Source organism: Caldimonas brevitalea (genome assembly GCF_001017435.1).
Taxonomy (GTDB): Bacteria; Pseudomonadota; Gammaproteobacteria; order Burkholderiales; family Burkholderiaceae_C; genus Caldimonas; species Caldimonas brevitalea.
Map to the genome: position 1 here is coordinate 1,313,993 of NZ_CP011371.1, position 23,661 is coordinate 1,337,653.

Annotated in this window: 18 protein-coding genes; 15 read left to right on the forward strand and 3 right to left on the reverse strand. The window is 68.8% G+C overall.

Going from position 1 to position 23,661, the window contains the following annotated elements; translation table 11 throughout:
- Nucleotides 1–2 precede the first annotated feature (2 nt).
- From AAW51_RS05820 to AAW51_RS27885, 3 genes are all read right to left on the reverse strand, one after another.
- Entirely contained in the window at nucleotides 3–1,766 is a 1,764-nt protein-coding gene (locus AAW51_RS05820) for a RecQ family ATP-dependent DNA helicase (protein ID WP_047193853.1), read from the reverse strand.
- 73 nt (nucleotides 1,767–1,839) lie between these two features.
- On the reverse strand, nucleotides 1,840–2,934 hold the full coding sequence (locus tag AAW51_RS05825; RefSeq protein WP_047193854.1) for a patatin-like phospholipase family protein: 1,095 nt from the start codon (nucleotides 2,932–2,934) through the stop codon (nucleotides 1,840–1,842).
- 133 nt (nucleotides 2,935–3,067) lie between these two features.
- Entirely contained in the window at nucleotides 3,068–5,206 is a 2,139-nt protein-coding gene (locus tag AAW51_RS27885) for a hybrid sensor histidine kinase/response regulator (RefSeq protein ID WP_083438106.1), read from the reverse strand.
- Nucleotides 5,207–5,699: 493 nt separating this feature from the next.
- On the opposite strand from AAW51_RS27885, the gene mraZ reads away from it, so the two are divergent.
- The 15 genes from mraZ (at nucleotide 5,700) to ftsZ (ending at nucleotide 23,618) form a co-directional block, all read left to right on the forward strand.
- Nucleotides 5,700–6,128 (forward strand): division/cell wall cluster transcriptional repressor MraZ, encoded by a 429-nt coding sequence (gene mraZ / locus AAW51_RS05835; protein ID WP_047197462.1) that lies wholly within the window; start codon nucleotides 5,700–5,702, stop codon nucleotides 6,126–6,128.
- Between the two features lie 5 nt (nucleotides 6,129–6,133).
- On the forward strand, nucleotides 6,134–7,069 hold the full coding sequence (rsmH, locus tag AAW51_RS05840) for a 16S rRNA (cytosine(1402)-N(4))-methyltransferase RsmH (RefSeq protein ID WP_047193855.1): 936 nt from the start codon (nucleotides 6,134–6,136) through the stop codon (nucleotides 7,067–7,069).
- Nucleotides 7,069–7,407, forward strand: coding sequence for a cell division protein FtsL (gene ftsL / locus AAW51_RS05845; protein WP_047193856.1), 339 nt, complete (start codon nucleotides 7,069–7,071; stop codon nucleotides 7,405–7,407). Before rsmH ends, ftsL begins: the two co-directional genes overlap by 1 nt.
- Nucleotides 7,404–9,215: a peptidoglycan D,D-transpeptidase FtsI family protein gene (locus AAW51_RS05850; protein ID WP_083438107.1), complete on the forward strand. Its 1,812-nt coding sequence runs from the start codon at nucleotides 7,404–7,406 to the stop codon at nucleotides 9,213–9,215. The genes ftsL and AAW51_RS05850 overlap by 4 nt, the downstream gene beginning before the upstream one ends.
- Nucleotides 9,215–10,729: a UDP-N-acetylmuramoyl-L-alanyl-D-glutamate--2,6-diaminopimelate ligase gene (locus tag AAW51_RS05855; RefSeq protein ID WP_047193857.1), complete on the forward strand. Its 1,515-nt coding sequence runs from the start codon at nucleotides 9,215–9,217 to the stop codon at nucleotides 10,727–10,729. The genes AAW51_RS05850 and AAW51_RS05855 overlap by 1 nt, the downstream gene beginning before the upstream one ends.
- Nucleotides 10,726–12,141, forward strand: coding sequence for a UDP-N-acetylmuramoyl-tripeptide--D-alanyl-D-alanine ligase (locus AAW51_RS05860; RefSeq protein ID WP_047193858.1), 1,416 nt, complete (start codon nucleotides 10,726–10,728; stop codon nucleotides 12,139–12,141). The genes AAW51_RS05855 and AAW51_RS05860 overlap by 4 nt, the downstream gene beginning before the upstream one ends.
- Nucleotides 12,135–13,313, forward strand: a complete 1,179-nt coding sequence (gene mraY, locus AAW51_RS05865; protein WP_047193859.1) for a phospho-N-acetylmuramoyl-pentapeptide-transferase — start codon at nucleotides 12,135–12,137, stop codon at nucleotides 13,311–13,313. The genes AAW51_RS05860 and mraY overlap by 7 nt, the downstream gene beginning before the upstream one ends.
- Before the next feature lie 25 nt (nucleotides 13,314–13,338).
- Nucleotides 13,339–15,375: a Mur ligase family protein gene (locus tag AAW51_RS05870; protein WP_047193860.1), complete on the forward strand. Its 2,037-nt coding sequence runs from the start codon at nucleotides 13,339–13,341 to the stop codon at nucleotides 15,373–15,375.
- Nucleotides 15,375–16,640: a putative lipid II flippase FtsW gene (gene ftsW, locus AAW51_RS05875; protein WP_047193861.1), complete on the forward strand. Its 1,266-nt coding sequence runs from the start codon at nucleotides 15,375–15,377 to the stop codon at nucleotides 16,638–16,640. The genes AAW51_RS05870 and ftsW overlap by 1 nt, the downstream gene beginning before the upstream one ends.
- A 121-nt stretch (nucleotides 16,641–16,761) precedes the next feature.
- On the forward strand, nucleotides 16,762–17,865 hold the full coding sequence (gene murG / locus AAW51_RS05880; RefSeq protein ID WP_047193862.1) for an undecaprenyldiphospho-muramoylpentapeptide beta-N-acetylglucosaminyltransferase: 1,104 nt from the start codon (nucleotides 16,762–16,764) through the stop codon (nucleotides 17,863–17,865).
- The gene (gene murC / locus AAW51_RS05885; RefSeq protein WP_047193863.1) at nucleotides 17,862–19,277 is read left to right on the forward strand and encodes a UDP-N-acetylmuramate--L-alanine ligase; all 1,416 of its coding nucleotides are present in this window, start codon (nucleotides 17,862–17,864) and stop codon (nucleotides 19,275–19,277) included. The genes murG and murC overlap by 4 nt, the downstream gene beginning before the upstream one ends.
- Entirely contained in the window at nucleotides 19,274–20,230 is a 957-nt protein-coding gene (locus AAW51_RS05890; RefSeq protein WP_047193864.1) for a D-alanine--D-alanine ligase, read from the forward strand. The genes murC and AAW51_RS05890 overlap by 4 nt, the downstream gene beginning before the upstream one ends.
- 26 nt (nucleotides 20,231–20,256) lie before the next feature.
- Nucleotides 20,257–21,057: a cell division protein FtsQ/DivIB gene (locus AAW51_RS05895; RefSeq protein WP_047193865.1), complete on the forward strand. Its 801-nt coding sequence runs from the start codon at nucleotides 20,257–20,259 to the stop codon at nucleotides 21,055–21,057.
- A 7-nt stretch (nucleotides 21,058–21,064) separates the two neighbouring features.
- Nucleotides 21,065–22,294, forward strand: coding sequence for a cell division protein FtsA (gene ftsA / locus AAW51_RS05900; RefSeq protein WP_047193866.1), 1,230 nt, complete (start codon nucleotides 21,065–21,067; stop codon nucleotides 22,292–22,294).
- A gap of 106 nt (nucleotides 22,295–22,400) precedes the next feature.
- Nucleotides 22,401–23,618 (forward strand): cell division protein FtsZ, encoded by a 1,218-nt coding sequence (ftsZ, locus tag AAW51_RS05905; RefSeq protein ID WP_047193867.1) that lies wholly within the window; start codon nucleotides 22,401–22,403, stop codon nucleotides 23,616–23,618.
- The last annotated feature ends 43 nt before the right edge of the window (nucleotides 23,619–23,661 follow it).

The window sequence follows — 23,661 nt, forward strand, 5'->3', positions numbered from 1 at the left end:
CCCTAGACCTCGGCCGCCGGCTCGACGTATTCCGCCACAAAGCTGCGAGTGCGGCCATCGGGAAAGGCGATGCTGACGCTCTCGGCATTGGCGTCGACCACCTCGCCATCGCCGTAGCGCGGCACGCGCACTGCATCGCCGGGCCGGAACGCGGCCTTCGGCGAATCGCCTGGTGGCGGTGGTGGTGACGCGGCGACATCCGCAGCGCCCTCGCGCTCGGCTTGCTCGACCTGTTCGGCGTGCTGCTGAGCCCGCAGGCAGTTGTCGCAATGCCCGCAGGTCGGCTCGAACGGCATCTCTTCCTCGAAGTGCTCGAGCAACAGCTTCCAGCGGCAATAGCCGCTGCGCGCGTAGAACACCATACGTTCGAGCATTTCGCGGTCGTGTTCGGCTTTGTCGCGGTAGGTGTCGATCAGCTCCATCACCGTGCGCTCGTCGACCGTGCCACGCAGCTGCAACTCACGCTTGCGGTTCTGCATCACGATGCCGGCGTCGCGCAGCAGCTTCAGCGCCACCTGCAGCTTGTTGCGGGCGAGCTCGCTGCGCTCCTGAAGTTCTTTCAAGGTGCGCGCTGGGTGGTCGCCGCTGAGCGCGGTGTAGACCGCATTGACCTCGTCCATGCCCGGGTAGCGCCCCGCCATCAGGAACTGCTGCACGGCCTTGTCGCGCTGGTAGTAGAGCAGGGTGCAGGTGGCCGGCTGCCCGTCGCGGCCGGCGCGGCCCGACTCCTGGTAGTAGGCGTCCAGTCCGCCGGGCATCTGGTAGTGCACGACAAACCGCGTGTCGCGCTTGTCGATGCCGAGCCCGAAAGCGTTGGTCGCCACCATCACCCGAGCCTCCTTGCGCATGAAGGCATCCTGCTGCTCGCGCCGCTCCTTCGCATTGAGCCGGCCGTGGTAGCGCGCGGTCGGCACACCGGCCTCGCGCAGCGACTCGTAAAGGGCATCCACCGCCTTGACGGTGGCGGTGTAGACGATGCCGGTGCCTTCCTGCTCCTGCACCAGGGCCAGCAGGCGCGCGTACTTGGCGTCTTCGCTGGTCAGCTGCTCCACGCGGTAATAGAGGTTGGGACGGTAAGCGCCGGCGTTGAGGATCTCCATGCCCGGCACACGCAGCTGCCCCACGATGTCCTCGGCCACCGAAGGCGTGGCGGTGGCGGTGAGGGCCAGCACCGGTGGGTGCCCGAGCGCAGCCCAGCCGGTCGCGATTTCGAGGAAGGCCGGGCGGAAATCATGCCCCCACTGCGACACGCAATGGGCCTCGTCGATCACCAGCAGGCTGACCGGGTGGCGCTGCACCAGTTCGAGAAAGGCCGCGTCGGCCAGCCGTTCGGGCGTCGTGAAGATCAGCTTGGCCTCGCCGCCGGTGACGCCCGCCTCGGCGTCGTTGGTCTCGCCCGCATTCAGCGCGCTGTGCATCTGCACCGCAGCGACACCGCGCGCCCGCATCTTGTCGCACTGGTCTTTCATCAGCGAGATCAGCGGCGACACCACGACGGTGCGCCCGGGCAGCAGCAGCGCCGGCAGCTGGTAGCACAGGGACTTGCCGGCGCCGGTGGGCATGATGGCCAGCGTCGAGCGGCCCTTCATCACGCGCTCGATCACCGCCTCCTGCGCGTCGCGCAGGCGCGGCAGGCGGAAGGTGTCCTTGAGCAGGGCCGCGGCCTCGCGCCGCCAGCCGCGGCGCGCATGGTCCGCCCCGGCCGTGGTACGCACACGCTTGGCCGGCGCGGCGCGGCTCTCGTCCTGGCTGTCGCTGTTGGTCATTGCATCACCTCCGTGCTGGGCACTGCAGTGCGCGCCCCTTCGGGCGGCCGGACCAGGCTCATGTCTGTCCCTCTCATCGCGCCCGGGGCGCCGCCCGGCTGCCGGTCTTGCGCGCCCGGCTGGCGGCGGGCAGCGGCGGCGCCGGCTCTGCATGGACCGCGGTGCTGGCGGCGTGTGCCTGCCAGGCCTCCCAGGCTTGCCGTTCGCCTTCGGCGATCAGTTCGTCCACCCGTTCCGGCGAGTAGTCGAAGTGGCCCGACACGCCGTCATGCGGCAGGGGCTCGCGACGGATGCGCAGGACTTGGTGCCGCAGCGACCCGGTTTCGCGGTCGCCGACGAACTTGTCGACCTGCAGCAGCTCCAGCATGCGCGTCGCCAGCTCCAGCCCCGCCACCGGAGGGGCGCCGGATTGGCGTGGCATTTGTTCGACGCTGACCACCAGCGTCTCCTCGTCGTCGTCCCGCCAACGGCCGGTCTCGCGCAGCCGCTGCAGCATGAGGGGCACGAGCGAGGCGCGCGTCATGTCGCCGTCCCAATAGAGGCGGCCGTCGATCTCGACCGGCGCGAACATCACCGGAATCGCACTGCTGGCGGCAAGGTGCAGAGGCAGGATCGGCTGCTGGTCGCTGTCGAACAACCTCAGCATGCCGTCCATCACGTCCACCGCCGCCACGCCCAGCAGCGGACCACCGCCCGGCGCGCTGCCGTAACTGCCCAGCACCTGTTCGAGCGTGTCCATCATGCGACTGCGGTCCAGCAAGGGCATCTTGGCCCGGTAGAAGGCCGCATAGGGCAGCCAATGCGCTGGCACGCTCTGGTACAGGCCGCGGTTGCCGATCAGCAAGCCGGTGAGCACGCCGTTCCAGCTGCGCAACGAGGCGCTGGGAACCGCGGCGGCCCAGGGCCCCACGTCGAGCGCGGGGCCCAGAAACGGAAACGATGGTGTCGCCAGGCGGTCGCGCCAGAGCGATTCCAGCGCGCCGGCACCCAGATCGGGCTGGTGGTGATGGCGCGCGATCACGGCCGCATTGATGCTGCCGATCGAGGACCCTGCGACGCCCTGAAGCACGGCTTGGCGCTGCTGCAGCAGGCTGGACAAGGCTTTCCAGACGCCGCAGGCGAACGCACCCAGCGATCCGCCGCCTTGCAGCAAGACGATGACTTTCATAGGCTGAACTCCCACACGCCGGTGCTCCCTGCGCCGGCCTCTTGTGCTGGCAGCAAGAAGCGCTCCCCTGGTGGGTGCCGGCGACCGTGACGGGCAGGCGCCGGCGTGTGACGGCCTCGGTCGCTCCGGTCGGTCAGTCCCGCGCGTCGCGGCGCTCCGCCAGCAACTGCTCGACGGTTTGCAGCAGGCGTTGCGGCTCGACCGGCTTGACCAGGTGGGCGTGGAAACCGGCCTGGCGCGCGTGCTCGCGGTCGGGCTCGCGGCCGTAGCCGGTCAGGGCGACCAGCCGCAGATCGGCGAGGCCGGGCAGCGCGAGCAGTCGGCGCGCCAGGGCGTAGCCGTCCATGCCGGGCAGGCCGATGTCGAGCACCGCGAGGTCGGGTTTGAACTCCGCGACGGCGGCCAATGCTGCCTGCGCGTCGCCGGCGCCGCGCACCTGATGGCCGGCCAGCGACAACAGTTGCTCCAACATGTCGGCGGCGTCTTCGTTGTCGTCGACGATCAGCAGGCGGCCGCTCAGCCCGGCGCCGACAACCTCCCCGCCCAGCGCGAGCGTGGCCGGCGGCGCCTGCGGCGGCGCGAGCGGCAACTCGACCCGAAAACGGCTGCCCCGCCCCGGCCCGTCACTGGCGGCGCACAACTGACCGCCGTGCAGGCGCACGAGGCTGCGCGCGATGGCGAGGCCCAGGCCCAGCCCGCCTTCCATCCGGTCCAGCCGCTGCGGGCCCTGCACGAACAGGTCGAAGACATGTGGCAGCAGGGCGGCCGAAATGCCCGCGCCGTTGTCGCTGACGGTGATGACCACATGCTGATCGGCCGGCTCGACGGTGAGTTCGATCCGGCCGTGCGCCGGGGTGTACTTGGCGGCATTCGCGAGCAGGTTGACGAACACCTGCGCCAGCCGGCTCGCGTCGCCCTGCACGACGACCGGCTGCAGCGGCAGGTGCGCATCGAACTGCAGCCCCCGCTTGTCGAGCGCCGGCCAGACCTGCTCGACCGCCTTGCGCAGCACGCCGGCGATGTCCAGCCGCTCCAGCGTCAGTTCGATCTGGCCCTGCGTGATGCGCGAGACGTCGAGCAGGTCGTCGACCAAACGGGACAGATGGGCCACCTGCCGCGAGATCAGGGCGTGCTCGGGCCGCAGCGGCTCGCCGCGCATCTCCATCAGCCGCAGCGCGGTCACGATGGGCGCCAGCGGGTTGCGCAACTCGTGCCCCAGCATCGCAAGAAACTCGTCTTTGGCGCGGCTGGCGGCCTCCGCGTCACGTCGCGCCGCCTCGGCGTCGGCGCGTGCGCACCGTTCGGCGGCCAGCAGCTCGACCCGCTCGGTCGCGTCGTGTGTCGCGCCGACCACCCGCAGCGGGCGCCCGGCGCCGTCCCGGTGCACCGAGGCCTGGCTGGCGAGCCAGCGCACCCGGCCGTCGGGCTGCACGACGCGGAACTCGGCCGCGAACATGGCGCGGCCCTGCAGCGCGACCTCGGCCTGGCGCTTCACCTGGTCGACGTCGTCCGGATGCAGCAGGGCCAGGAAGTCGTCGAAGCGACCGCCGAAGGTGCCTGGCGCGACACCGAGCCAGTCGGCAATCCGTGCCGAACCGCGGAGGCGGTCCTGTACCACGTCCCAATCCCAGATGCCCAGGCGCCCGGCGTCCACCGCCAGGCGCAGCCGTTCCTCGCTCTCGCGCAGGGCCGATTCGGCCTGACGCTGCGTCTCCTGCAGCCGGGCGCTGACCCAGGCGGGCGCGAGCAGGGCGGCCAGCGTCTGGGCGAAATCGAGGTCGTCGGCGCCGTGCCGGCGTGCGCCCGCGCGGCGGAACAGCGTCAATGCGCCGACCAACTCGCCGCCGTGGTGCAGGGGCACGGTGATCATCGACGTCAGCGCGAGCTGCCGCAGCCGGGCCAGGTGATGTTCGCCGCGCGCCATCGCGCGCAGGCAGGCGTCGCCGAGGTCGACATGCAGCGCTGCCCGGCCGCTCGACAGCGCGCACACGTTCGGCTCGCGGCACGGGGGCTGCGACCACTCGTGGCCCAGCAGCGCCGCCGCGTGCGTGGCTGCCTCACCGCGGCCGCAACGGACGCGGCGCACCTGCTGGCCGACGACGAGGTCGACGTGCCCGAACTCGCCCAGGGTCGGTAAACAGCTCTCGACCCCTTTGCCCAGCACATCTTCGAATGGCTTCGAGGCGGCCAGCAGCCCGGCGACCCGGCCGAGCAGGCGCAGCCGTTCCTCTGCGCGGCCCGCTTGCGCGGGCGTGTCAGCACCCATCTTCATCAAAGAAGCTCCCCCGTGCGAGGCGTTCGGATGTCCCGCTTGTTGTCAGCTCGCAGACCCAGCTCGCAGGCCCGAGCTCGCAGGCCCGAGCTCGCAGGCCCGAGCTCGCAGGCCCGAGCTCGCAGGCCCGAGCTCGCAGGCCCGGTCGGGCCCCTGGGCGTCGCGCTCGCGCGACACAGCCCCGGCCGGGAAGTGTGGTGCGCCAGAAGGAGAATGGGCGATTCGCCTCCCCACTCGTTTCTTTTACTTACTGCATTTCCGCGGATTTCTACCGTTTTCAACGCTCACCTGTCGACACCTACAGCTCAGCAAAAACTTTCACACCAATCTGCAAGTCCTTATTTTTGAACGCTTTTCCCGACGGGCCTCGCTTCAGATTCCTTTGTAAGTGCTTGATTTAATTGGACATTTCTTGCGTTTCACCTTGACCCGCCTCAGCCGCGGGGGTAAAGTGGGAGAAAGTGCAGATTAGTGGGTGTTTGTGTCCAACTTCGTGTTCCAAGGGGCTTCAGCGTTGGCGCTGGATGCGAAGGGGCGGTTATCCGTCCCGGCGCGCCATCGCGACGTCCTGACGGCTATTGCGAACGGGCAGTTGACCGTTACCAAACATCCCGAGGGCTGCCTGATGGTCTTTCCTCGTCCTGCCTGGGAGGCCTTCCGCGACAAGATCGCGGCTTTACCTATGTCCGCCAGCGGCTGGAAGCGCATCTTTTTGGGCAACGCGATGGACGTCGAAATCGACTCAGCCTCGCGGGTGCTAATTTCGCCCGAGCTGCGTGCCGCCGCCGGGCTGAGCAAGGACGTGATGCTGCTCGGCATGGGCAGCCACTTCGAGTTGTGGGATGCCCAGCGTTACGCGGCCCACGAGGCCGAGGTGATGCAGCAGGGCATGCCCGACGTCCTGAAGGACTTCAGCTTCTGACCACCATGAACGCGCAGGGCAGCGACTTGCAGCACCGCAGCGTCTTGTTGCACGAGGCGGTGGACGCGCTCGTCCATTCGCCGCAGGGCACCTACCTCGACGGCACGTTCGGCCGGGGAGGCCACTCCAGCCTGCTGCTGACGCGGCTCGCACCCGAAGGCCGGTTACTGGCCTTCGACAAGGATCCAGAGGCGATAGCAGCAAGCACGCGGGTCCAAGACCCGCGTTTTTCCATCGAGCACGACAGCTTCGCCCGCATGGGCGAGGCGTGCGCGGCGCGCGGCATCACAGAGGTCGCTGGCGTGCTGCTCGACCTCGGCGTTTCGTCGCCGCAGATCGACAACCCCGAGCGCGGGTTCAGCTTCCGCTTCGACGGTCCGCTGGACATGCGCATGGACCCGACGAGGGGCGAAAGCGCTGCTGACTTTCTGGCGCGAGCCGACGAAAGGCAGATCGCGGAGGTGATACGCCACTATGGAGAAGAACGGTTTGCTGTGTCGATTGCAAAGGCGCTTGTGGCTCGCCGGGCGGGCGGCAACCCTGTTCGCACCACGGGGCAACTGTCCGAAGTCGTGGCTCGTGCGGTCAAGACCCGCGAACCAGGCCAGGACCCTGCGACGCGCACCTTTCAGGCTCTTCGGATTTTCGTCAACGCCGAACTTGAGGAACTCGAGCAAGGGTTGAACGCCGCGTTGGAACTGCTCGCGCCGGGCGGCCGCCTGGTCGTGATCAGCTTCCATTCGCTCGAAGACCGCATCGTCAAGCAGTTCATCGTGCGCCACAGCCGGCACGAGGTGGATCGGCGCGCGCCGTTTGCGCCGGTGCCCGAGTCGAAGCTGAAGGCCCTCGCGCGCATCAAGCCCGGCGACGCCGAGGTGGCCGCCAATCCGCGCGCTCGTTCGGCGGTGCTGCGGGTGGCCGAACGCACGGAGGCACGCTGATGGCCACCCGCTTGAACATCGTGTTGTTCATCGCGCTGGTGCTCAGCGGGCTGTACCTCGTGCGCATCTCTTATGAGGCACGGCGGGTGTTCGTCGAAGTCGAGCGCAGCCAGGCCGAGGAGCGCACGCTGCAAACCCAGTTCGAACAGCTCGAACTGGAAAAGCGCGCCCAGGCCACGCCGCTGCGGGTCGAGAAGGTGGCACGCGAAAAGCTGCAGATGCGCACGGCCTCGGCCGCCGTCACGCACTACGTCACCTTGCCTGCCGGCGCCGCGTCGGCGTCGTCTGCCGCAGCGCCTGTGCCGGCCCCGTCCGCGGCCGACGGAGGTCAGCGATGAAACAATGGTTGTCACGGCTGAATCGCAAGGGCCGCGGCGCCGACAAGGCGCCGCGGCCACACGCCGTGCGCACGGTGATGTATGCGACCAGCCCGCTGCTCGCGTCCAAGACGCCGCCCTGGCGGTCGAAGTTCCTGGTGGCCTGCATCGGCCTCGGTTTCTGCCTGCTGGTCGGGCGCGCCGCCTACATCCAGATCATCGGCACCGACTTCTATCAGCGGCAGGGCGAAAGCCGTTATGCGCGCACGCTCGAGCTGCCCGCCAACCGCGGCCGCATCATCGACCGCAACGGGCTGATCCTGGCGTCGAGCGTGCCGGCGCCGTCGATCTGGGCCATCCCGAAGGACCTCGACGCCGGGCCCACCGAGCGTCGCAAGCTGGCCAAGCTGCTGGGCATGACGACGGCCGAGCTGAACAAGCGCCTCGAAGACAACCCCAACTTCGTCTGGCTGCGCCGCCAGGTCGACGACAGCGTCGCCGAGCAGGTCAAGGCGCTGGGGTTGAAGGGTGTGCACCAGGTCAAGGAATACAAGCGCCGCTATCCCGAGGGTGAGGCGGCCGCTCACGTGGTCGGCTTCACCAACGTCGAGAACCAGGGCCAGGAAGGCATCGAGCTGGCCTTCCAGCGCGACCTGTCCGGCCGCGACGGCACACGTCGTGTCATCAAGGACCGGCTCGGCAACGTGGTCGAAGACCTGGGTGACCGGGTGCACCCGCTGGATGGTCGCGACATCGAGCTGTCGATTGACTCCAAGGTGCAGTTCTTCGCCTACCAACGCATCCGCGACGCGGTGGCCGAGCACAAGGCCAAGGCCGGCTCGGTGGTGGTGCTCGACGTGCAGACCGGCGAGGTGCTGGCGCTCGCCAATTTCCCGAGCTACACGCCCGGCGACCGCCAGAACCTCGGCGGCTCGCAGCTGCGCAACCGCGCCGTGACCGACACCTTCGAGCCCGGCTCGACGATGAAGCCCTTCATCGCGGCGCTCGCGCTCGAGCGCGGCCAGGTCAAGCCCGACACGGCCATCCACACGGCGCCCGGCTGGTTCATGCTCACCGGCTCGACCATCCGCGACGCGCACCCGCACGACATCCTGACCGTCTCGGAGGTGATCCAGAAGTCGAGCAACGTCGGCACCGTCAAGATGGCGATGCAGATGCCGGCTCGCGAGATGTGGGAGACCTTCACCGCGGTCGGCCTGGGGCAACGGCCGCAGGTGCCGTTCCCCGGTGTGGTGTCGGGGCGTTTGCGGCCCTACAAGACATGGCGGCCGATCGAGCAGGCGACGATGAGCTACGGCTATGGCCTGTCGGTCTCGTTGTTCCAGCTGGCACGCGCCTATACGGCCTTCGCCCGCGATGGCGAGGTGATCCCGGTGTCGCTGCTCAAGACCGAGGAGCCGGCCGCCGGCATCCGCGTGTTCTCGCCCGAGACCGCCCAGGCGGTACGCAAGATGCTGCAGATGGCAGCAGGCCCCGGTGGCACCGCACCCAAGGCGCAGACCATCGGTTATTCGGTCGGCGGCAAGAGCGGCACCGCGCACAAGCAGGAAGGCAAGGGCTACGCAGACCGCAAATACCGCTCGTGGTTCGTCGGGCTGGCGCCGATGGACAAGCCGCGCATCGTCGTCGCGGTGATGGTCGACGAGCCGAACAACGGCAAATACTTCGGCGGCGACGTGGCCGCGCCAGTGTTCAGCGAGGTGGTGCAGCAGAGCCTGCGCATGATGGGCGTGCAGCCGGACATCGCGGTGCAGCCCCAGATCATGGCGCAACAGCGCCAGGCGCCGGCCGTCGAGGAGAGCTTCTGATGTCGCTGCCGGTCTTTCCCACCCCCGAGTCGGCGGCCGAATGGCTGCGCCAGCAGGTGCAGGGGCGTTTGCGAACCGACAGCCGCCAGGTTGGCGCCGGCGACGGTTTCATCGCCTGGCCGGGCTATGCCGTCGACGGCCGCCGTTTCGTGGGCGCCGCGTTGCAAGCTGGTGCCACGGCCTGCCTCGTCGAGGCGGACGGCGTGGAGGCGTTCGGCTTCGACACGTCGGAACAGCGTGGCCGCGTCGCGGCGGTGGCCGGGCTGAAGGCCGCCAGCGGCCGCATCGCCGACGTCTATTACGGCGAGCCGTCGCGCCGCCTGCGGGTGGTGGCCAGCACCGGCACCAATGGCAAGACGTCGACCGCCTGGTGGACGGCCCAGGCCCTCAGCCTGCTCGGCAAGCGCTGCGGCGTGATCGGCACACTGGGGGTCGGCGAGCCGCCTTCGCGCGTGGCCCCGGAGGCCGAGGTGATCGCCACCGGCCTCACCACGCCCGACCCGGTGACCTTGCATGGGTCGCTGCGGCGCTTCGCCGACACCGGTTACGCCGCTTGCGCCATCGAGGCGTCGTCGATCGGCATCGTCGAGCACCGGCTCGACGCCTTGCGGATCGAAGTCGCCCTGTTCACCAATTTCACGCGCGACCACCTCGACTACCACGGCGACATGGACGCCTATTGGGAGGCCAAGGCCCAGTTGTTCGACTGGCCGGGCCTGCGAGCGGCGGTGCTGAACCTCGACGATCCCCGCGGCGTCGCGGTGGCCGAGCGGCTGCGCCGCGAGGGACGCCTGCAGGTGTGGGGCTACACCCGCGGTGCGACGGGCGAACTGCGCGCCGCCGACGTGGGCTACCAGGGCGGCGGGCTGGGCTTCACGCTGATCGAAGGCACGCGCGCGGTGCCGGTGCGCACCCGTTTGATCGGCGACTACAACGTCGCCAACCTGCTCGCGGTGATCGGCGGCCTGCGCGCGCTCGACGTGCCGCTGGCCGATGCCGCCGCCTTGTGCGCCGAGCTGACGCCGGTGCCCGGGCGCATGCAGCGTGTCGGCGGCGATCGCGGCCCGCTCGCGGTGGTCGATTACGCCCACACGCCCGACGCGCTCGAGCAGGCGCTGCGCGCCTTGCAGCCGCTGGCGCGGGAGCGTGGCGGCCGGCTCTGGTGCGTGTTCGGCTGCGGCGGCGACCGCGACGCGACCAAGCGGCCGCTGATGGGCGCGATTGCCGAACGCCTCGCCGACCTGACGGTGGTCACCAGCGACAACCCGCGCAGCGAGTCTCCCGAGGCGATCCTCGAACAGATCGTCGCCGGCATGCAGCAGCGCGAGCAGGCCGCGGTGGAGGTCGACCGCCGGGTCGCCATCGCCGGCGCGCTGGTCGCCGCCGAGCCGCGCGACGTCGTGCTGATCGCCGGCAAGGGCCACGAGGACTACCAGGACATCGCCGGCGTGAAGTCGCATTTCTCCGACGTCGAGGAAGCCCTCGACGCCTTGTCCAGGAGGGCAAACGCATGATGACGCTCGAACTGGCCCAGACCCTGCTGCCGGGCGCCACCCGGGTCGGCGCTGCCGACGTGCAGGTCCGGCGGGTCCATACCGACACGCGCACGCTGCAGGCGGGCGATCTGTTCGTCGCGATCAAGGGCGAGCGCTTCGACGCGCACGACTTCCTCGCGCAGGCACAAGCCGCCGGTGCGGTGGCCGCCATCGCCGAACGCGGGTTGGCCGAAGCCGGACTGCCCGGGCTGCTGGTGGCCGACACGCGTGCCGCGCTCGGCGAACTGGCCGCCGGCTGGCGCCGCCGTTTCGAGCTGCCGCTGGTAGCGGTCACCGGCAGCAACGGCAAGACCACCGTGACGCAGATGATCGCCGCGATCCTGCGCGCCTGGCTGGGGGATGCCGCCTTCTCGACGCAGGGCAACTTCAACAACGACATCGGCCTGCCGCTGACACTGCTGCGCCTGCGCGCCGAGCATGGCGCGGGTGTGGTCGAGCTCGGCATGAACCACCCGGGCGAGATCGCCTACCTGTCGCGCATCGCGGCCCCCACGGTGGCGCTGGTCAACAACGCGCAGCGCGAGCACCAGGAGTTCATGGCCAGTGTCGAAGCGGTGGCGCGCGAGAACGGCAGCGTGATCGAGGCGTTGGGGCACGACGGCGTCGCGGTGTTCCCGGCCGACGAAGAACACACCCCGCTGTGGCGCGAGCTGGCCGGCACCCGCCGCGTCTTGACGTTTGCACGCGCGACCGACGCCGACGTCAGCGGCGACGCACAGTGGCAGGGCGATCATTGGCAGCTGGCGTTGCACACGCCGCTGGGCGACGCGACTGCCGAGCTGCGCATCGCCGGAGCCCACAACATCAAGAATGCGCTGGCGGCCACGGCCTGTGCGGTTGCCGCCGGCGTGCCGCTCGAGGCGATCGCGCGCGGGCTGTCGGCCTTCGAGCCGGTCAAGGGCCGTTCACAGGTGAAGCAATTCAGCCGAGGCGGCCGGACCGTCACGCTGGTCGACGACACCTACAACGCCAACCCCGATTCGATGCGCGCGGCGGTCGATGTGGTGGCCGAGATGCCCGGCCCGCGCTGGCTGGTGCTGGGCGACATGGGCGAGGTGGGCGACCAGGGCCCGGCCTTCCACACCGAGGTGGGCGACTACGCACGCGAGCGCGGCATCGATGCGGTCTGGACGGCGGGTGAACAGATGGCGCATGCGGCCCGGGCGTATGGCAGCGCACGCCATTTCGACGGCGTGCCCGAACTGGTGGCGGCCCTCGGTGAACAGCCGGCGGCCGCCTGCGTGCTGGTCAAGGGCTCGCGCTTCATGAAGATGGAACGGGTGGTGGAAGCCCTGCTGAGCAGTGGCGGCGCACCCGACGACAACAAGAACGCGCCGGCAGGTTCCGGCGCCCAGGAGCCCCGATGCTGATCGCCCTTGCCGAGTGGCTGCAGACCGTGCAGCCCGACTGGACCTTTTTGCGGGTGTTCCAGTACCTGACCTTCCGCGCCGTGATGTCGGCCCTGACCGCCTTGCTGATCGGCCTGGTGCTCGGGCCGTGGGTGATCCGCCGCCTGGCCGAGCTGAAAATCGGCCAGCCGATCCGCGAGTACGGCGTGCAAACCCACTTGGCCAAGAGCGGCACGCCCACGATGGGCGGTGTGCTGATCCTGCTGAGCATCGCCTTGTCGACGCTGCTGTGGTTCGACTGGACCAACCGTTTCGTCTGGATCGTGCTGCTGGTCACGCTGGGCATGGGCGCGATCGGCTGGGTCGACGACTGGCGCAAGGTGGTGCAGAAGAACCCCGAGGGCATGCGCTCGCGCGAGAAGTACTTCTGGCAGTCGGTGATCGGCCTGCTGGCGGCCATCTACCTCGCCTTCAGCGTCTCGGAAACGTCGAACCTGCGGGTGTTGGAGCTGTTCGTGCGCTGGGTGCAATCGGGCTTCTCGAACCCGTTGCCACCGAATGCCGACCTGTTCGTGCCGTTCTTCAAGACCATCAGCTACCCGCTGGGGGTCTACGGCTTCATGATCCTCACCTATCTGGTGATCGTCGGCGCCAGCAATGCGGTCAACCTGACCGACGGGCTGGACGGGCTGGCGATCATGCCGGTCGTGATGGTGGGGTCGGCGCTGGGCGTGTTCGCCTATGTGGCGGGCAGTTCGGTGTTCTCGAAATACCTGATCTTTCCCTACATCCCCGGCGCCGGCGAACTGCTGATCTTCTGTGCCGCGATGGCCGGGTCGGGCCTCGCCTTCCTGTGGTTCAACACGCATCCGGCGCAGGTGTTCATGGGCGACGTCGGCGCGCTGGCGCTGGGTGGCGCGCTCGGCACCATCGCCGTCATCACGCGGCAGGAGATCCTGCTGGCGGTGATGGGCGGCATCTTCGTCGTCGAGGCGCTGTCGGTGATGTTGCAGGTCAGCTATTTCAAGTTCACCAAGAAGCGGTATGGCGAAGGCCGTCGCATCCTGAAGATGGCGCCGCTGCACCATCACTTCGAAAAGTCCGGCTGGAAAGAGACGCAGGTGGTGGTCCGCTTCTGGATCATCACGATGCTGCTGTGCCTGGTCGGCCTGTCGTCGTTGAAGCTGCGTTGAGGGCCCTGAAAAGAGCATTGTTGCGATGAAGGACTTGCAAGGCATCACCGTCCTCGTGTTGGGCCTCGGCGACTCGGGTCTCGCCATGGCGCGCTGGTGTGCGCGCTTCGGCGCCGACGTGCGCGTGTGGGACTCGCGCGAAGCGCCGCCGCAGGCCGAGGCGTTGCGCCAGCATGTGCCCCAAGCTCAGCTGCTGACCGGTGAATTGCCGATGAGCGCGCTCGACGGCGTGCGCCGTGTGCTCAAGAGCCCGGGCCTGTCGCCGCGCGACGAACGCCTGGCGCCGGTACTCGACGAGGCCGCCGAGCGCGGCGTGCTGGTGCAAGGCGAGCTGGAACTGTTCGCCCGCGCGCTGGCCGACCTGAAGGCCGAGCGCCGCTACACGCCGCGTGTGGTCGCCATCACGGGCACCAACGGCAAGACCACCACCACCTCGATGACCGCCTTGCTGATCGAACGGACGGGCAGGCGGGTCGGCGTCGCAGGCAACATCGGCCCGACGCTGCTGCAGACGCTGGCCGATGCGCTGGACCTGGAGCCCGCACCGGCCGACGAGACCGCGGGCGAGGGGCTGGAGGTGGCGCCGCCCGAAGCCGCTGCGACGCCGGCCGACACGACACCCGAGGCTGACCAGGCGCCGTCCACGCCGGCGGCGCTGGCCGCTGAACAACGCGGCGCTGCGGTGTCGTCGGTGCCGGTTGGTGTTGACCCGCTGCCCGAAGAGAGCGCCGCGGTGACGCCCGAGAGCGACGCGCCCGACGAGACTCCCAGCCCCGAAGAGTTGGCTGACCTGCGCACGCTGGACGGTGCCGCCGAGGACGCGCAGCCGGGCGCAGACATCGACACAGAAGCGGACGCCCTGGCCGAGGCCACCGCGGGCCCTGTCGGCGTCGCTGATGAAACTGCTGGCGTCGCCGACGACGAGGCCCTGGCCGCCGTGCCGCCGCTGGCCGATGACGACAGCGCCGTGCTGCAACTCGCCCCGCCGCCGCCGGCCGAGCCGGTGTTCGAACACCTGCCCGAGGTCTGGGTGCTGGAGCTGTCGAGCTTCCAGCTCGACAGCGCACTCGGCTTCGAGCCCAGCGCGGCCACCGTGCTCAACGTCACCGAAGACCACCTCGACTGGCACGGCGACCTCGCCAGTTATGCCGCGGCCAAGGCGCGCATCTTCGGCAAGCAGGCGGTGATGGTGGTCAATCGCGAAGACCCGATGGTCGAGGCGATGATCCCGCCGCCCGAGGTGATCAAGTCCACCGGGCGGGGCAAGCCGGCGCGGGTGATCGAGCGCGCCGTGGTGCGCTTCGGGCTCGACGCGCCGCGCCGCCCGGGCGACTTCGGCCTCGTGACCGAGAACGGCATGGCCTGGCTGGTGCGTGCGCGCGAAGCCGACGAGACCGTGGCGAGCGGCCGCGGCCGGCGCCGTGCTGCGGGCGACGAACCGCAAGAGGAAGAAGAACTGCAGCTGCAGCGCCTGATGCCCGCGGACGCCTTGCGTGTGCGCGGGCGCCACAACGCCGCCAATGCGCTGGCCGCGCTGGCGCTCGCCACCGCCATCGGCTGCCCGCTCGCGCCGATGCTGCATGGCCTGCGTGAATATGCCGGCGAGCCGCATCGCGTCGAGTTCGTGGCCACCGTCAACGGCGTCGACTTCTTCGACGACAGCAAGGGCACCAACGTCGGCGCCACCGTGGCCGCCTTGAACGGCCTCGGCCTGGACCGGGCGCCGGCGCGTTTGCTGGTGATCCTCGGCGGCGACGGCAAGGGCCAGGACTTCGCACCGCTGGCCGCGCCGCTGGCGCGCCACGCGCGTTTTGTCGCGCTGATCGGTCGCGACGCGGCCCGCATTGAGACCGCCCTCGAAGGCAGCGGCGTGCCGGCGGCGCACTTCGAGACGCTGCAGGCCGCCACTCGCGCCTGTGCCGAACGCGCGCACACCGGTGACGCCGTGCTGCTGAGCCCGGCCTGCGCCAGCCTCGACATGTTCCGCAACTATGCCCATCGTGCGGAGGTGTTCGTGGCCGAGGTGCAGGCCCTCGCGGGTGACCAGGGGGAGGTGGCGTGATGAGCGCAACACCGCAAGCCCGTTTCGGTTGGCAGGCCCTGCGTGCGCGCCTGAGCGCCGGCATCGGCGGCCTGCGCCGCGGCAGCGAACTGCCGGTGCGCGACTGGGTGTCGACCGGGCAGCCCGGCCGGCCGCAAGGTTTCGACCAGCCATTGGTGTGGGTGGTGGTGGCCTTGCTGGCGCTGGGCATGGTGATGGTCTATTCGGCCTCGATCGCGCTGCCCGACAGCCCGCGCTTCGCCAACTACGCGAATGGCCATTTCCTGATGCGCCACGCCTTGTTCCTCGGCATCGCCTTCGTCGCCTCGCTGGTGACGGTGCAGGTACCGATGCAGGTGTGGGAGAAATACGCGCCGTGGCTGTTCGTGCTGTCGCTGCTGCTGCTGGTCGCGGTGCTGATGCCCTTCATCGGCAAGAGCGTCAACGGTGCGCGGCGCTGGATACCGCTGGGCGTCATGGCGTTCCAGCCGTCGGAGCTGGCCAAGCTGGCGATCGCGCTCTACGCGTCCGACTACATGGTGCGCAAGATGGAAGTGAAGCAGCGCTTCTTCCGCGCGGTGATGCCGATGGCGGTGGCGGTCGCAGTGGTCGGGTTGCTGTTGCTGGCCGAACCCGACATGGGTGCCTTCATGGTGATCGCCACGATCGCGATGGGCATTTTGTTCCTCGGCGGTGTCAACGGCCGCATGTTCTTCCTGATCACGGCGGTGCTGATCGGCGCCTTCGTGCTGATGATCAGCTTCAGCGAATGGCGGCGCGAGCGCATCTTCGCCTACCTGAATCCGTGGGACGAGAAATACGCGCTCGGCAAGGCGTATCAGCTGTCGCACTCGCTGATCGCGTTCGGCCGGGGTGAGGTGTTCGGCCAGGGGCTCGGGTCCAGTGTCGAGAAGCTGCACTACCTGCCCGAGGCCCACACCGACTTTTTGCTCGCCGTGATCGGCGAGGAGCTCGGCTTTGCCGGCGTGGCCGCGGTGATCTTTGCGTTCTTCTGGCTGTCGCGCCGCATCTTCCACATAGGCCGCCAGGCCATTGCGCTCGACCGGGTTTTCTCCGGGCTCGTCGCGCAAGGCATCGGCATCTGGATGGGCGGCCAGGCCTTCATCAACATGGGTGTGAATTTGGGCGTGCTGCCCACCAAGGGCCTGACGCTGCCGCTGATGAGCTATGGCGGCTCGGCGATCTTGCTCAACTGCGTCGCGCTGGCGATCGTGCTGCGGGTCGACATGGAAAACCGTCAGTTGATGCGGGGAGGGCGGGCATGAGCGCCGCACGGCCGCCCGAAGGCGCTCGCACCGCAGTGCGGAGCACGGAGGTTGTCCTCATGAGCGCCGCACGGCCGCCCGAAGGCGCTCGCACCGCAGTGCGGAGCACGGAGGCTCCCCAATGAGCCGTCATCTTGTGATCGTCGCAGCCGGCACGGGCGGCCACATCATCCCCGGCCTCGCGGTCGCTCAGGAGATGCAGCGCCGTGGCTGGACCGTCAGCTGGCTCGGCACCACGCAGGGCATGGAAAACCGGCTGGTGCCCGCAGCGGGGATCCCGCTCGACACCATCGGCTTCAGCGGGCTGCGCGGCAAGGGCTTGCTGCACACGATGACCGGCGGTCTTCGGCTGCTCGGTGCCTTCGCCTCGTGCTGGCGCATTCTGCGTGAGCGCAAGGCGACCGCCGTGCTCGGCATGGGCGGATATGTCTGTTTTCCCGGCGGCCTGATGGCAGCCGCGCGTTTCCTGCCGCTGGTGCTGGTGAATGCCGATGCGGCGCTGCTCATGAGCAACCGGGCGCTGCTACCGGTGGCCGACATGGTCGCGTTCGGCTTCGATGGCGCTGCAGCCACGGTCAACAAGCGCGCCACGGTCACCGGCAACCCAGTGCGGCCCGAGATCGAGGAGATCGCCCCGCCCGCCGAGCGTTTCGCCGGGCGGACTGGCCCGCTGCGCGTGCTGGTCGTCGGTGGCAGCCTGGGCGCGCGCGTGCTCAACGAGACGCTGCCGAAGGCGCTGGCGCTGCTGTCGCCCGAGCAGCGGCCCCAGGTGACCCACCAGACCGGTCAGCTCAACCGCGACGGCGTCAAGGCGCTGTATGCCGCGCAGGGCATCGACCCCGACCGCGAGGTCGAGGTGCTGCCCTTCATCGACAACATGGCCGAGCGCCTGGCCGCGTGCGACCTGATCGTCTGCCGCGCCGGCGCGGTGACCGTCAGCGAGCTGTGCGCCGCCGGCGTCGCCAGCGTGCTGGTGCCGCTGATCGTCAGCACCACCTCGCACCAGCGCGACAACGCGCAGTACATGGCGCAGTACGGCGCGGCCATCCACCTGCCGCAGGCCGAGCTGACGCCGGAGCGGCTGGCCGAGACGCTGCGCACGGCCGACCGGGCCGCGCTGCAGGCTATGGCCGAGAAGGCGCGCACGCTGGCCCGCCCGCGGGCCGCGGCCAAGGTGGCCGACGAGATCGAGAAGCTGGTGCAACAAAAGGGAGGCGCGGCGTGAAGCACGCGGTCAAGCACATCCATTTCGTCGGCATCGGTGGTGCCGGCATGAGCGGCATCGCCGAGGTGCTGTTCAACCTTGGCTACACGGTGTCGGGCTCGGACCAGAACGACAGCGCCACCGCGCGCCGGCTGGCCTCGCTCGGCATCGAGGTGAAGATCGGCCATGACGCGGGGCACATCGCCGGCGCCGACGCCATCGTCACGTCGACCGCGGTGCGCGGCGACAACCCGGAGGTGATCGCGGCGCGCAGCAAGCGTGTGCCGGTGGTGCCGCGTGCGGTGATGCTGGCCGAGTTGATGCGGCTCAAGCAAGGCATCGCGATTGCGGGCACCCACGGCAAGACCACCACCACCAGCCTGGTGGCCTCGGCGCTGGCCGAGGCCGGCGCCGACCCGACCTTCGTGATCGGCGGCCGGCTCAACAGCGCCGGGACCAACTCGCGCCTGGGCACGGGCGACTACATTGTGGTCGAGGCCGACGAGTCGGATGCCTCGTTCCTCAACCTGATGCCCATCGTCTCGGTCGTCACCAACATCGACGCTGACCACATGGACACCTACGGCCACGACTATGCGCGGCTGAAGGCCGCCTTCGTCGATTTCCTGCACCGCATGCCGTTCTATGGCGCGGCCATCCTGTGCAGCGACGATCCGGGCGTGCGCTCGATCATCCCGATGGTGTCGCGGCCGGTCATCACCTATGGGTTCGGTGAGGACGCCCAGGTGCGCGCCGTCGACGTGCAGGCGCGCGACGGCCAGATGTTCTTCACCTGCAAGCGACGCAACGGTGTCACGATGCCCGACCTGCAGGTGACGCTGAACCTGCCCGGCGAGCACAACGTGCTCAACGCGCTGTCGGTGATCGCGCTCACCACCGAGCTCGAACTGCCCGACGCGCCGGTGCTGAAGGCGCTGGCCGAGTTCAAGGGCGTGGGCCGGCGCTTCCAGCGGTATGGCGAGCTGCCGGCGCAAGGCGGCGGCAGCTTCACGCTGGTCGACGACTACGGGCACCACCCGGTCGAGATGGCCGCGACGCTGGCCGCAGCGCGCGGGGCCTTCCCGGGGCGGCGGCTGGTGCTGGCCTTCCAGCCGCACCGCTACACCCGCACGCGCGACTGCTTCGAAGATTTCGTCAAGGTCATCGGCCACGCCGACGCGGTGCTGCTGACCGAGGTGTATGCCGCTGGTGAGCCCCCCATCGTGGCGGCCGACGGCCGGTCGCTGACCCGCGCACTGCGGGTGGCCGGCAAGGTCGACCCGGTGTTCGTCGACGACGTGGCGACGCTGCCGCAGGCGATCGTCGACCACGCCCGCGACGGTGACGTCGTCATCACGATGGGCGCCGGCTCGATCGGCGGGGTGCCGGCCCAACTCACCGAACGGCTCCACAGGAAAGGACCCGACGCATGAAGATCGATCTGTCTGCCATCGACGTGAAGGCCCTCGGCAAGGTGGCGGTGCTGATGGGCGGCGATTCCGCCGAACGCGAGGTGTCGATCATGTCCGGCACCGGCGTGCTGAACGCGCTCAAGTCGCAAGGGGTCGACGCCTATGCCTTCGACCCGCACGACCGCGACCTGAGCGAGCTCAAGCGCGACGGCTATGCCCGCTGTTTCATCGCGCTGCACGGTCGCTACGGCGAAGACGGCACGGTGCAAGGTGCGCTGGAGTTGCTGCGCCTGCCCTACACCGGTTCCGGCGTGATGGCCTCGAGCATCGCGATGGACAAGATCATGACCAAGCGCATCTGGCGCTTCGAGGGCCTGCCCACGCCCGACTGGCGCATCGTGACGAGCGCCGACGAGACGCGCGAGGCCTTTGCTGCACTGGGCTCGCCGATGATCGTCAAGCCGGCCCGCGAAGGCTCGACCATCGGCCTGACCAAGGTCGAAAGCGTCGAGCAGTGCGAGGCCGCCTACGCGCTGGCGGCCGGTTGCGACCCCGAGGTGCTGTGCGAGGAGTTCATCGACGGTGACGAGACCACCTGCCCGGTGCTGGGCGAAGGCGCCGGCGCGGAAGCCTTGCCGGTGATCCGCATCGTCGCGCCCCAGGGCAATTACGACTACCAGAACAAATACTTCACCGACGTCACCCAGTACCACTGCCCGAGCGGCTTGCCGCAGGACGAGGAAGCCGAGATCCAGCGCCTGGTGGTGCAGGCCTTCCGCACGCTCGGCTGCCGCGGCTGGGCACGCGCCGACGTGATGATCCGTGCCGCCGACCGCAAGCCCTTCCTGCTCGAGATCAACACCTCGCCCGGCATGACCGGACATTCGCTGGTGCCGATGTCGGCCCGGGCCGCGGGCATCAGCTATGAGCAGCTGTGCCTGTGGCTGGTGACGCAGGCCTCGCTGAACCTCTGAGGCGAGGGCCCGCCACGACCGAGACCATGCAATCCACGACACCTCTGGACATCCGACTGATGAACGCGACCGCCGCCCTGCTCTACACGCTGGCGGCGCTCGGCTTCGTCTGGATGACCGTGTCGTGGGCCGCGCGTTGGCCGTTGTTTTCGATCCGCGCCATCCGCATCGAGGGCGACGTGACACGCAGCAGCGAAACGACCATCCGCGCCAATGCGACGCCCAAGCTGAGCGGCAATTTTTTCAGCATCGACCTGGAACGTACACGCCAGGCCTTCCAGTCGGTGCCCTGGGTGCGACGCGCCACGGTGATGCGGGTCTGGCCCAACCGGTTGCTGGTGCGGCTGGAAGAACACCGCGCCGCCGCCTACTGGGGCGAGAACCGGTTGGTCAACACCTACGGCGAGGTGTTCGAGGCCAACCTCGGCGATGTCGAAGACGACCGCCTGCCGACCTTGTCCGGGCCCGATGGCAGCTCCCGTCAGGTGCTTGAGATGGTGGCACCGGTGCAAACGGCCGTGCGGCGCATGGGCGCCGGCATCGAACGCCTGACGCTGTCGGACCGCGGCTCGTGGAAGGTGGCACTGGACAACGGCGCCGAACTCGAACTCGGCCGCGGCGAGGCCGGCGAGGTGCTGGCACGGCTGGACCGTTTCGTGACCTCGTGGCCCCAAGTGACCGAGCGCTACCCCGGGCCGCTCGAATACGCCGACCTGCGCCACCACAACGGCTATGCGGTGCGCATCGAGGGCATCACGACCGGTATCCCCGGCGGCGCGAAACCCGGCGCAAGACCCGGCTCCCCAGCCGGTGCGAATAGAAACTGAGAGCAAGATGGCCAAGGAATACAAAGATCTCGTTGTCGGCCTCGACATCGGCACGGCCAAGGTGATGGCGGTGGTGGCCGAGGTGTTGCCGAGCGGCGAGCTGCGCGTGGCCGGGCTGGGCGTGGCGCCGTCGCACGGGCTCAAGCGCGGCGTGGTGGTCAACATCGATGCGACGGTGCAGTCGATCCAGCAGGCGCTGAAAGAGGCCGAGATGATGGCCGACTGCAAGATCACGCGGGTCTACACCGGCATCACCGGCAGCCACATCCGCGGGCAGAACTCGACCGGCATGGTGATCGTGCGCGACAAGGAGGTCACGCCGATCGACGTCGCGCGGGTGGTCGAGACCGCCAAGGCCATCAACATCCCCAACGACCAGAAGCTGCTGCTGGTGGAGCCGCAGGAGTTCGTGATCGACGGCCACGAGGTCAAGGAGCCGATCGGCATGAGCGGTGGCCGCCTCGAGGTGAAGGTGCACATCGTCACCGGCGCACAGAGTGCGGCCGAGAACATCGTCAAGTGCGTGCGACGCTGCGGGCTCGAGGTCGAGCAGCTGGTGTTGAACCCCTCTGCGTCCAGCCTGTCGGTGTTGACCGAAGACGAGAAAGACCTGGGCGTGGCGCTGGTCGACATCGGCGCCGGCACCACTGACGTGGCGATCTTTACCGACGGCGCGATCCGCCACACCGCCGTGATTCCGATCGCGGGCGACCTGATCACGAGCGACATCGCGATGGCCTTGCGCACGCCGACCAAGGACGCCGAGGAGATCAAGGTCGATTTCGGCGTCGCCAAACAGCTGCTGGCCGACCCCGACGAACAGGTCGAAGTGCCTGGCCTCGGGGACCGGGCACCCCGCATGCTCTCGCGACAAGCATTGGCCGGCGTGATCGAGCCTCGCGTGGAAGAAATCTTTTCACTTGTGCATCAAGTCATCCGTGAGAGCGGCTACGAAGAGCTGCTGTCGTCCGGCATCGTGCTCGCCGGCGGATCGGCGGTGATGCCGGGGATGGTCGAGCTGGGCGAGGACATTTTTCTAAAACCGGTGCGCAAGGGGATCCCGACTTACTCGGGCGCACTGCACGACATGGTGGCCAACCCGCGCTCGGCCACGGTGATGGGACTCTTGGAGGAGGCGCGCCTTGCGCGTGTGCGCGGTCATCGGGCGGCTCAACAGGCCGGTTCGGTGAAGACGCTCTTTGGCCGGGTCAAGGACTGGTTTATCGGGAACTTCTGAGCGGCCGACCGCCGAGCGACGGGCCATGTACCCGCCGCCCAGGTCGATCCCGTTCATGTTTGATTGATGTGTGTGTAGGCAACTGCTAGTGACGAAGGAGGTCCAAATGCCTATTGAGATGATCGAAGAGTTCAATCTGGGTACCCAGATCAAGGTGATCGGTGTGGGCGGTGGCGGTGGCAACGCCGTGGACCACATGATTGCGCAGGGCGTGCAAGGTGTGGAATTCGTTGTGGCGAATACCGACGCTCAAGCCCTCAACCGTTCGACCGCCCACAAGCTGATCCAGCTGGGCACCACGGGCCTCGGCGCCGGCGCCAAACCCGAAGCCGGCAAGGCTGCGGCGGAAGAAGCCGTGGACCGCATCCGCGACTGCATCTCCGGCGCCAACATGCTGTTCATCACGGCCGGCATGGGCGGCGGCACCGGCACTGGTGCGGCACCGGTGATCGCGCGTGTCGCGAAGGAAATGGGCATCCTGACCGTCGGCGTGGTGACCAAGCCGTTCGAGTTCGAGGGCGGCCGCCGCATGAAGCAGGCCGACACCGGCCTGAACGAGCTGGAAGCGAATGTCGATTCGCTGATCGTGGTGCTCAACGAGAAGCTGCTCGAAGTGCTGGGCGATGATGTCACCCAGGACCAGGCGTTCGCACAGGCCAACGACGTGCTGAAGAACGCCGTGGGCGGCATCAGCGACATCATCCACATCCCCGGCCTCGTCAACGTCGACTTCGAAGACGTCAAGACGGTGATGAGCGAGCCGGGCAAGGCGATGATGGGCACCGCCATCGCGCAAGGCCCGGACCGCGCCCACAAGGCCGCCGAGGCCGCCGTGGCCTGCCCGCTGCTGGAAGGCATCGACCTGTCGGGCGCGCGCGGCGTGCTGGTGCTGATCGCGGCAGCGCGCGGCACCTTCAAGCTGAGCGAAAGCCGCAACGCGATGAACACCATCCGCCGTTATGCCGCCGACGATGCACATGTGATCTACGGCACGGCGTACGACGACAGCCTGGGCGACGCGCTGCGCGTCACGGTGATCGCGACCGGCTTGTCGGCCAACTCGCGCCGTCAGCAGGCCCCGATCAGCGTGGTGCACTCGCAGCCGGCGCTGCGCACCGGCACCGACAACATTCCGGTGTTGAACAGTGCGGTGCATGCCGAGCGGCAGGGCAGCCACCACTCGGGGCATGACTACAGCAGCCTGAACACCCCCAGCGTGTGGCGTTCGGGGCGCACGCAGGCGGCGGCCAAGGTGGATGCGCTGGCGAGCAACGGGATGGACGAAATCGAAATCCCCGCCTTCCTCCGCAAACAAGCCGATTGAGCGGAGTGCTCGGCTGCTGCGCGGGGCGATCTGCGGGCTGTGG

Excerpts from the sequence above, each read along its gene's own strand:
- AAW51_RS05820 (WP_047193853.1), bottom strand. The coding sequence starts at position 1,766 with ATGACCAACAGCGACAGCCAGGACGAGAGCCGCGCCGCGCCGGCCAAG.
- AAW51_RS05860 (WP_047193858.1), top strand. The coding sequence starts at position 10,726 with ATGATGACGCTCGAACTGGCCCAGACCCTGCTGCCGGGCGCCACCCGG.
- AAW51_RS05895 (WP_047193865.1), top strand. The coding sequence starts at position 20,257 with ATGCAATCCACGACACCTCTGGACATCCGACTGATGAACGCGACCGCC.
- ftsW (WP_047193861.1), top strand. The coding sequence starts at position 15,375 with ATGAGCGCAACACCGCAAGCCCGTTTCGGTTGGCAGGCCCTGCGTGCG.
- ftsL (WP_047193856.1), top strand. The coding sequence starts at position 7,069 with ATGGCCACCCGCTTGAACATCGTGTTGTTCATCGCGCTGGTGCTCAGC.
- murG (WP_047193862.1), top strand. The coding sequence starts at position 16,762 with ATGAGCCGTCATCTTGTGATCGTCGCAGCCGGCACGGGCGGCCACATC.
- ftsZ (WP_047193867.1), top strand. The coding sequence starts at position 22,401 with ATGCCTATTGAGATGATCGAAGAGTTCAATCTGGGTACCCAGATCAAG.
- AAW51_RS05850 (WP_083438107.1), top strand. The coding sequence starts at position 7,404 with ATGAAACAATGGTTGTCACGGCTGAATCGCAAGGGCCGCGGCGCCGAC.
- AAW51_RS05855 (WP_047193857.1), top strand. The coding sequence starts at position 9,215 with ATGTCGCTGCCGGTCTTTCCCACCCCCGAGTCGGCGGCCGAATGGCTG.
- AAW51_RS05825 (WP_047193854.1), bottom strand. The coding sequence starts at position 2,934 with ATGAAAGTCATCGTCTTGCTGCAAGGCGGCGGATCGCTGGGTGCGTTC.
- AAW51_RS05890 (WP_047193864.1), top strand. The coding sequence starts at position 19,274 with ATGAAGATCGATCTGTCTGCCATCGACGTGAAGGCCCTCGGCAAGGTG.
- ftsA (WP_047193866.1), top strand. The coding sequence starts at position 21,065 with ATGGCCAAGGAATACAAAGATCTCGTTGTCGGCCTCGACATCGGCACG.
- rsmH (WP_047193855.1), top strand. The coding sequence starts at position 6,134 with ATGAACGCGCAGGGCAGCGACTTGCAGCACCGCAGCGTCTTGTTGCAC.
- mraY (WP_047193859.1), top strand. The coding sequence starts at position 12,135 with ATGCTGATCGCCCTTGCCGAGTGGCTGCAGACCGTGCAGCCCGACTGG.
- AAW51_RS05870 (WP_047193860.1), top strand. The coding sequence starts at position 13,339 with ATGAAGGACTTGCAAGGCATCACCGTCCTCGTGTTGGGCCTCGGCGAC.
- AAW51_RS27885 (WP_083438106.1), bottom strand. The coding sequence starts at position 5,206 with ATGAAGATGGGTGCTGACACGCCCGCGCAAGCGGGCCGCGCAGAGGAA.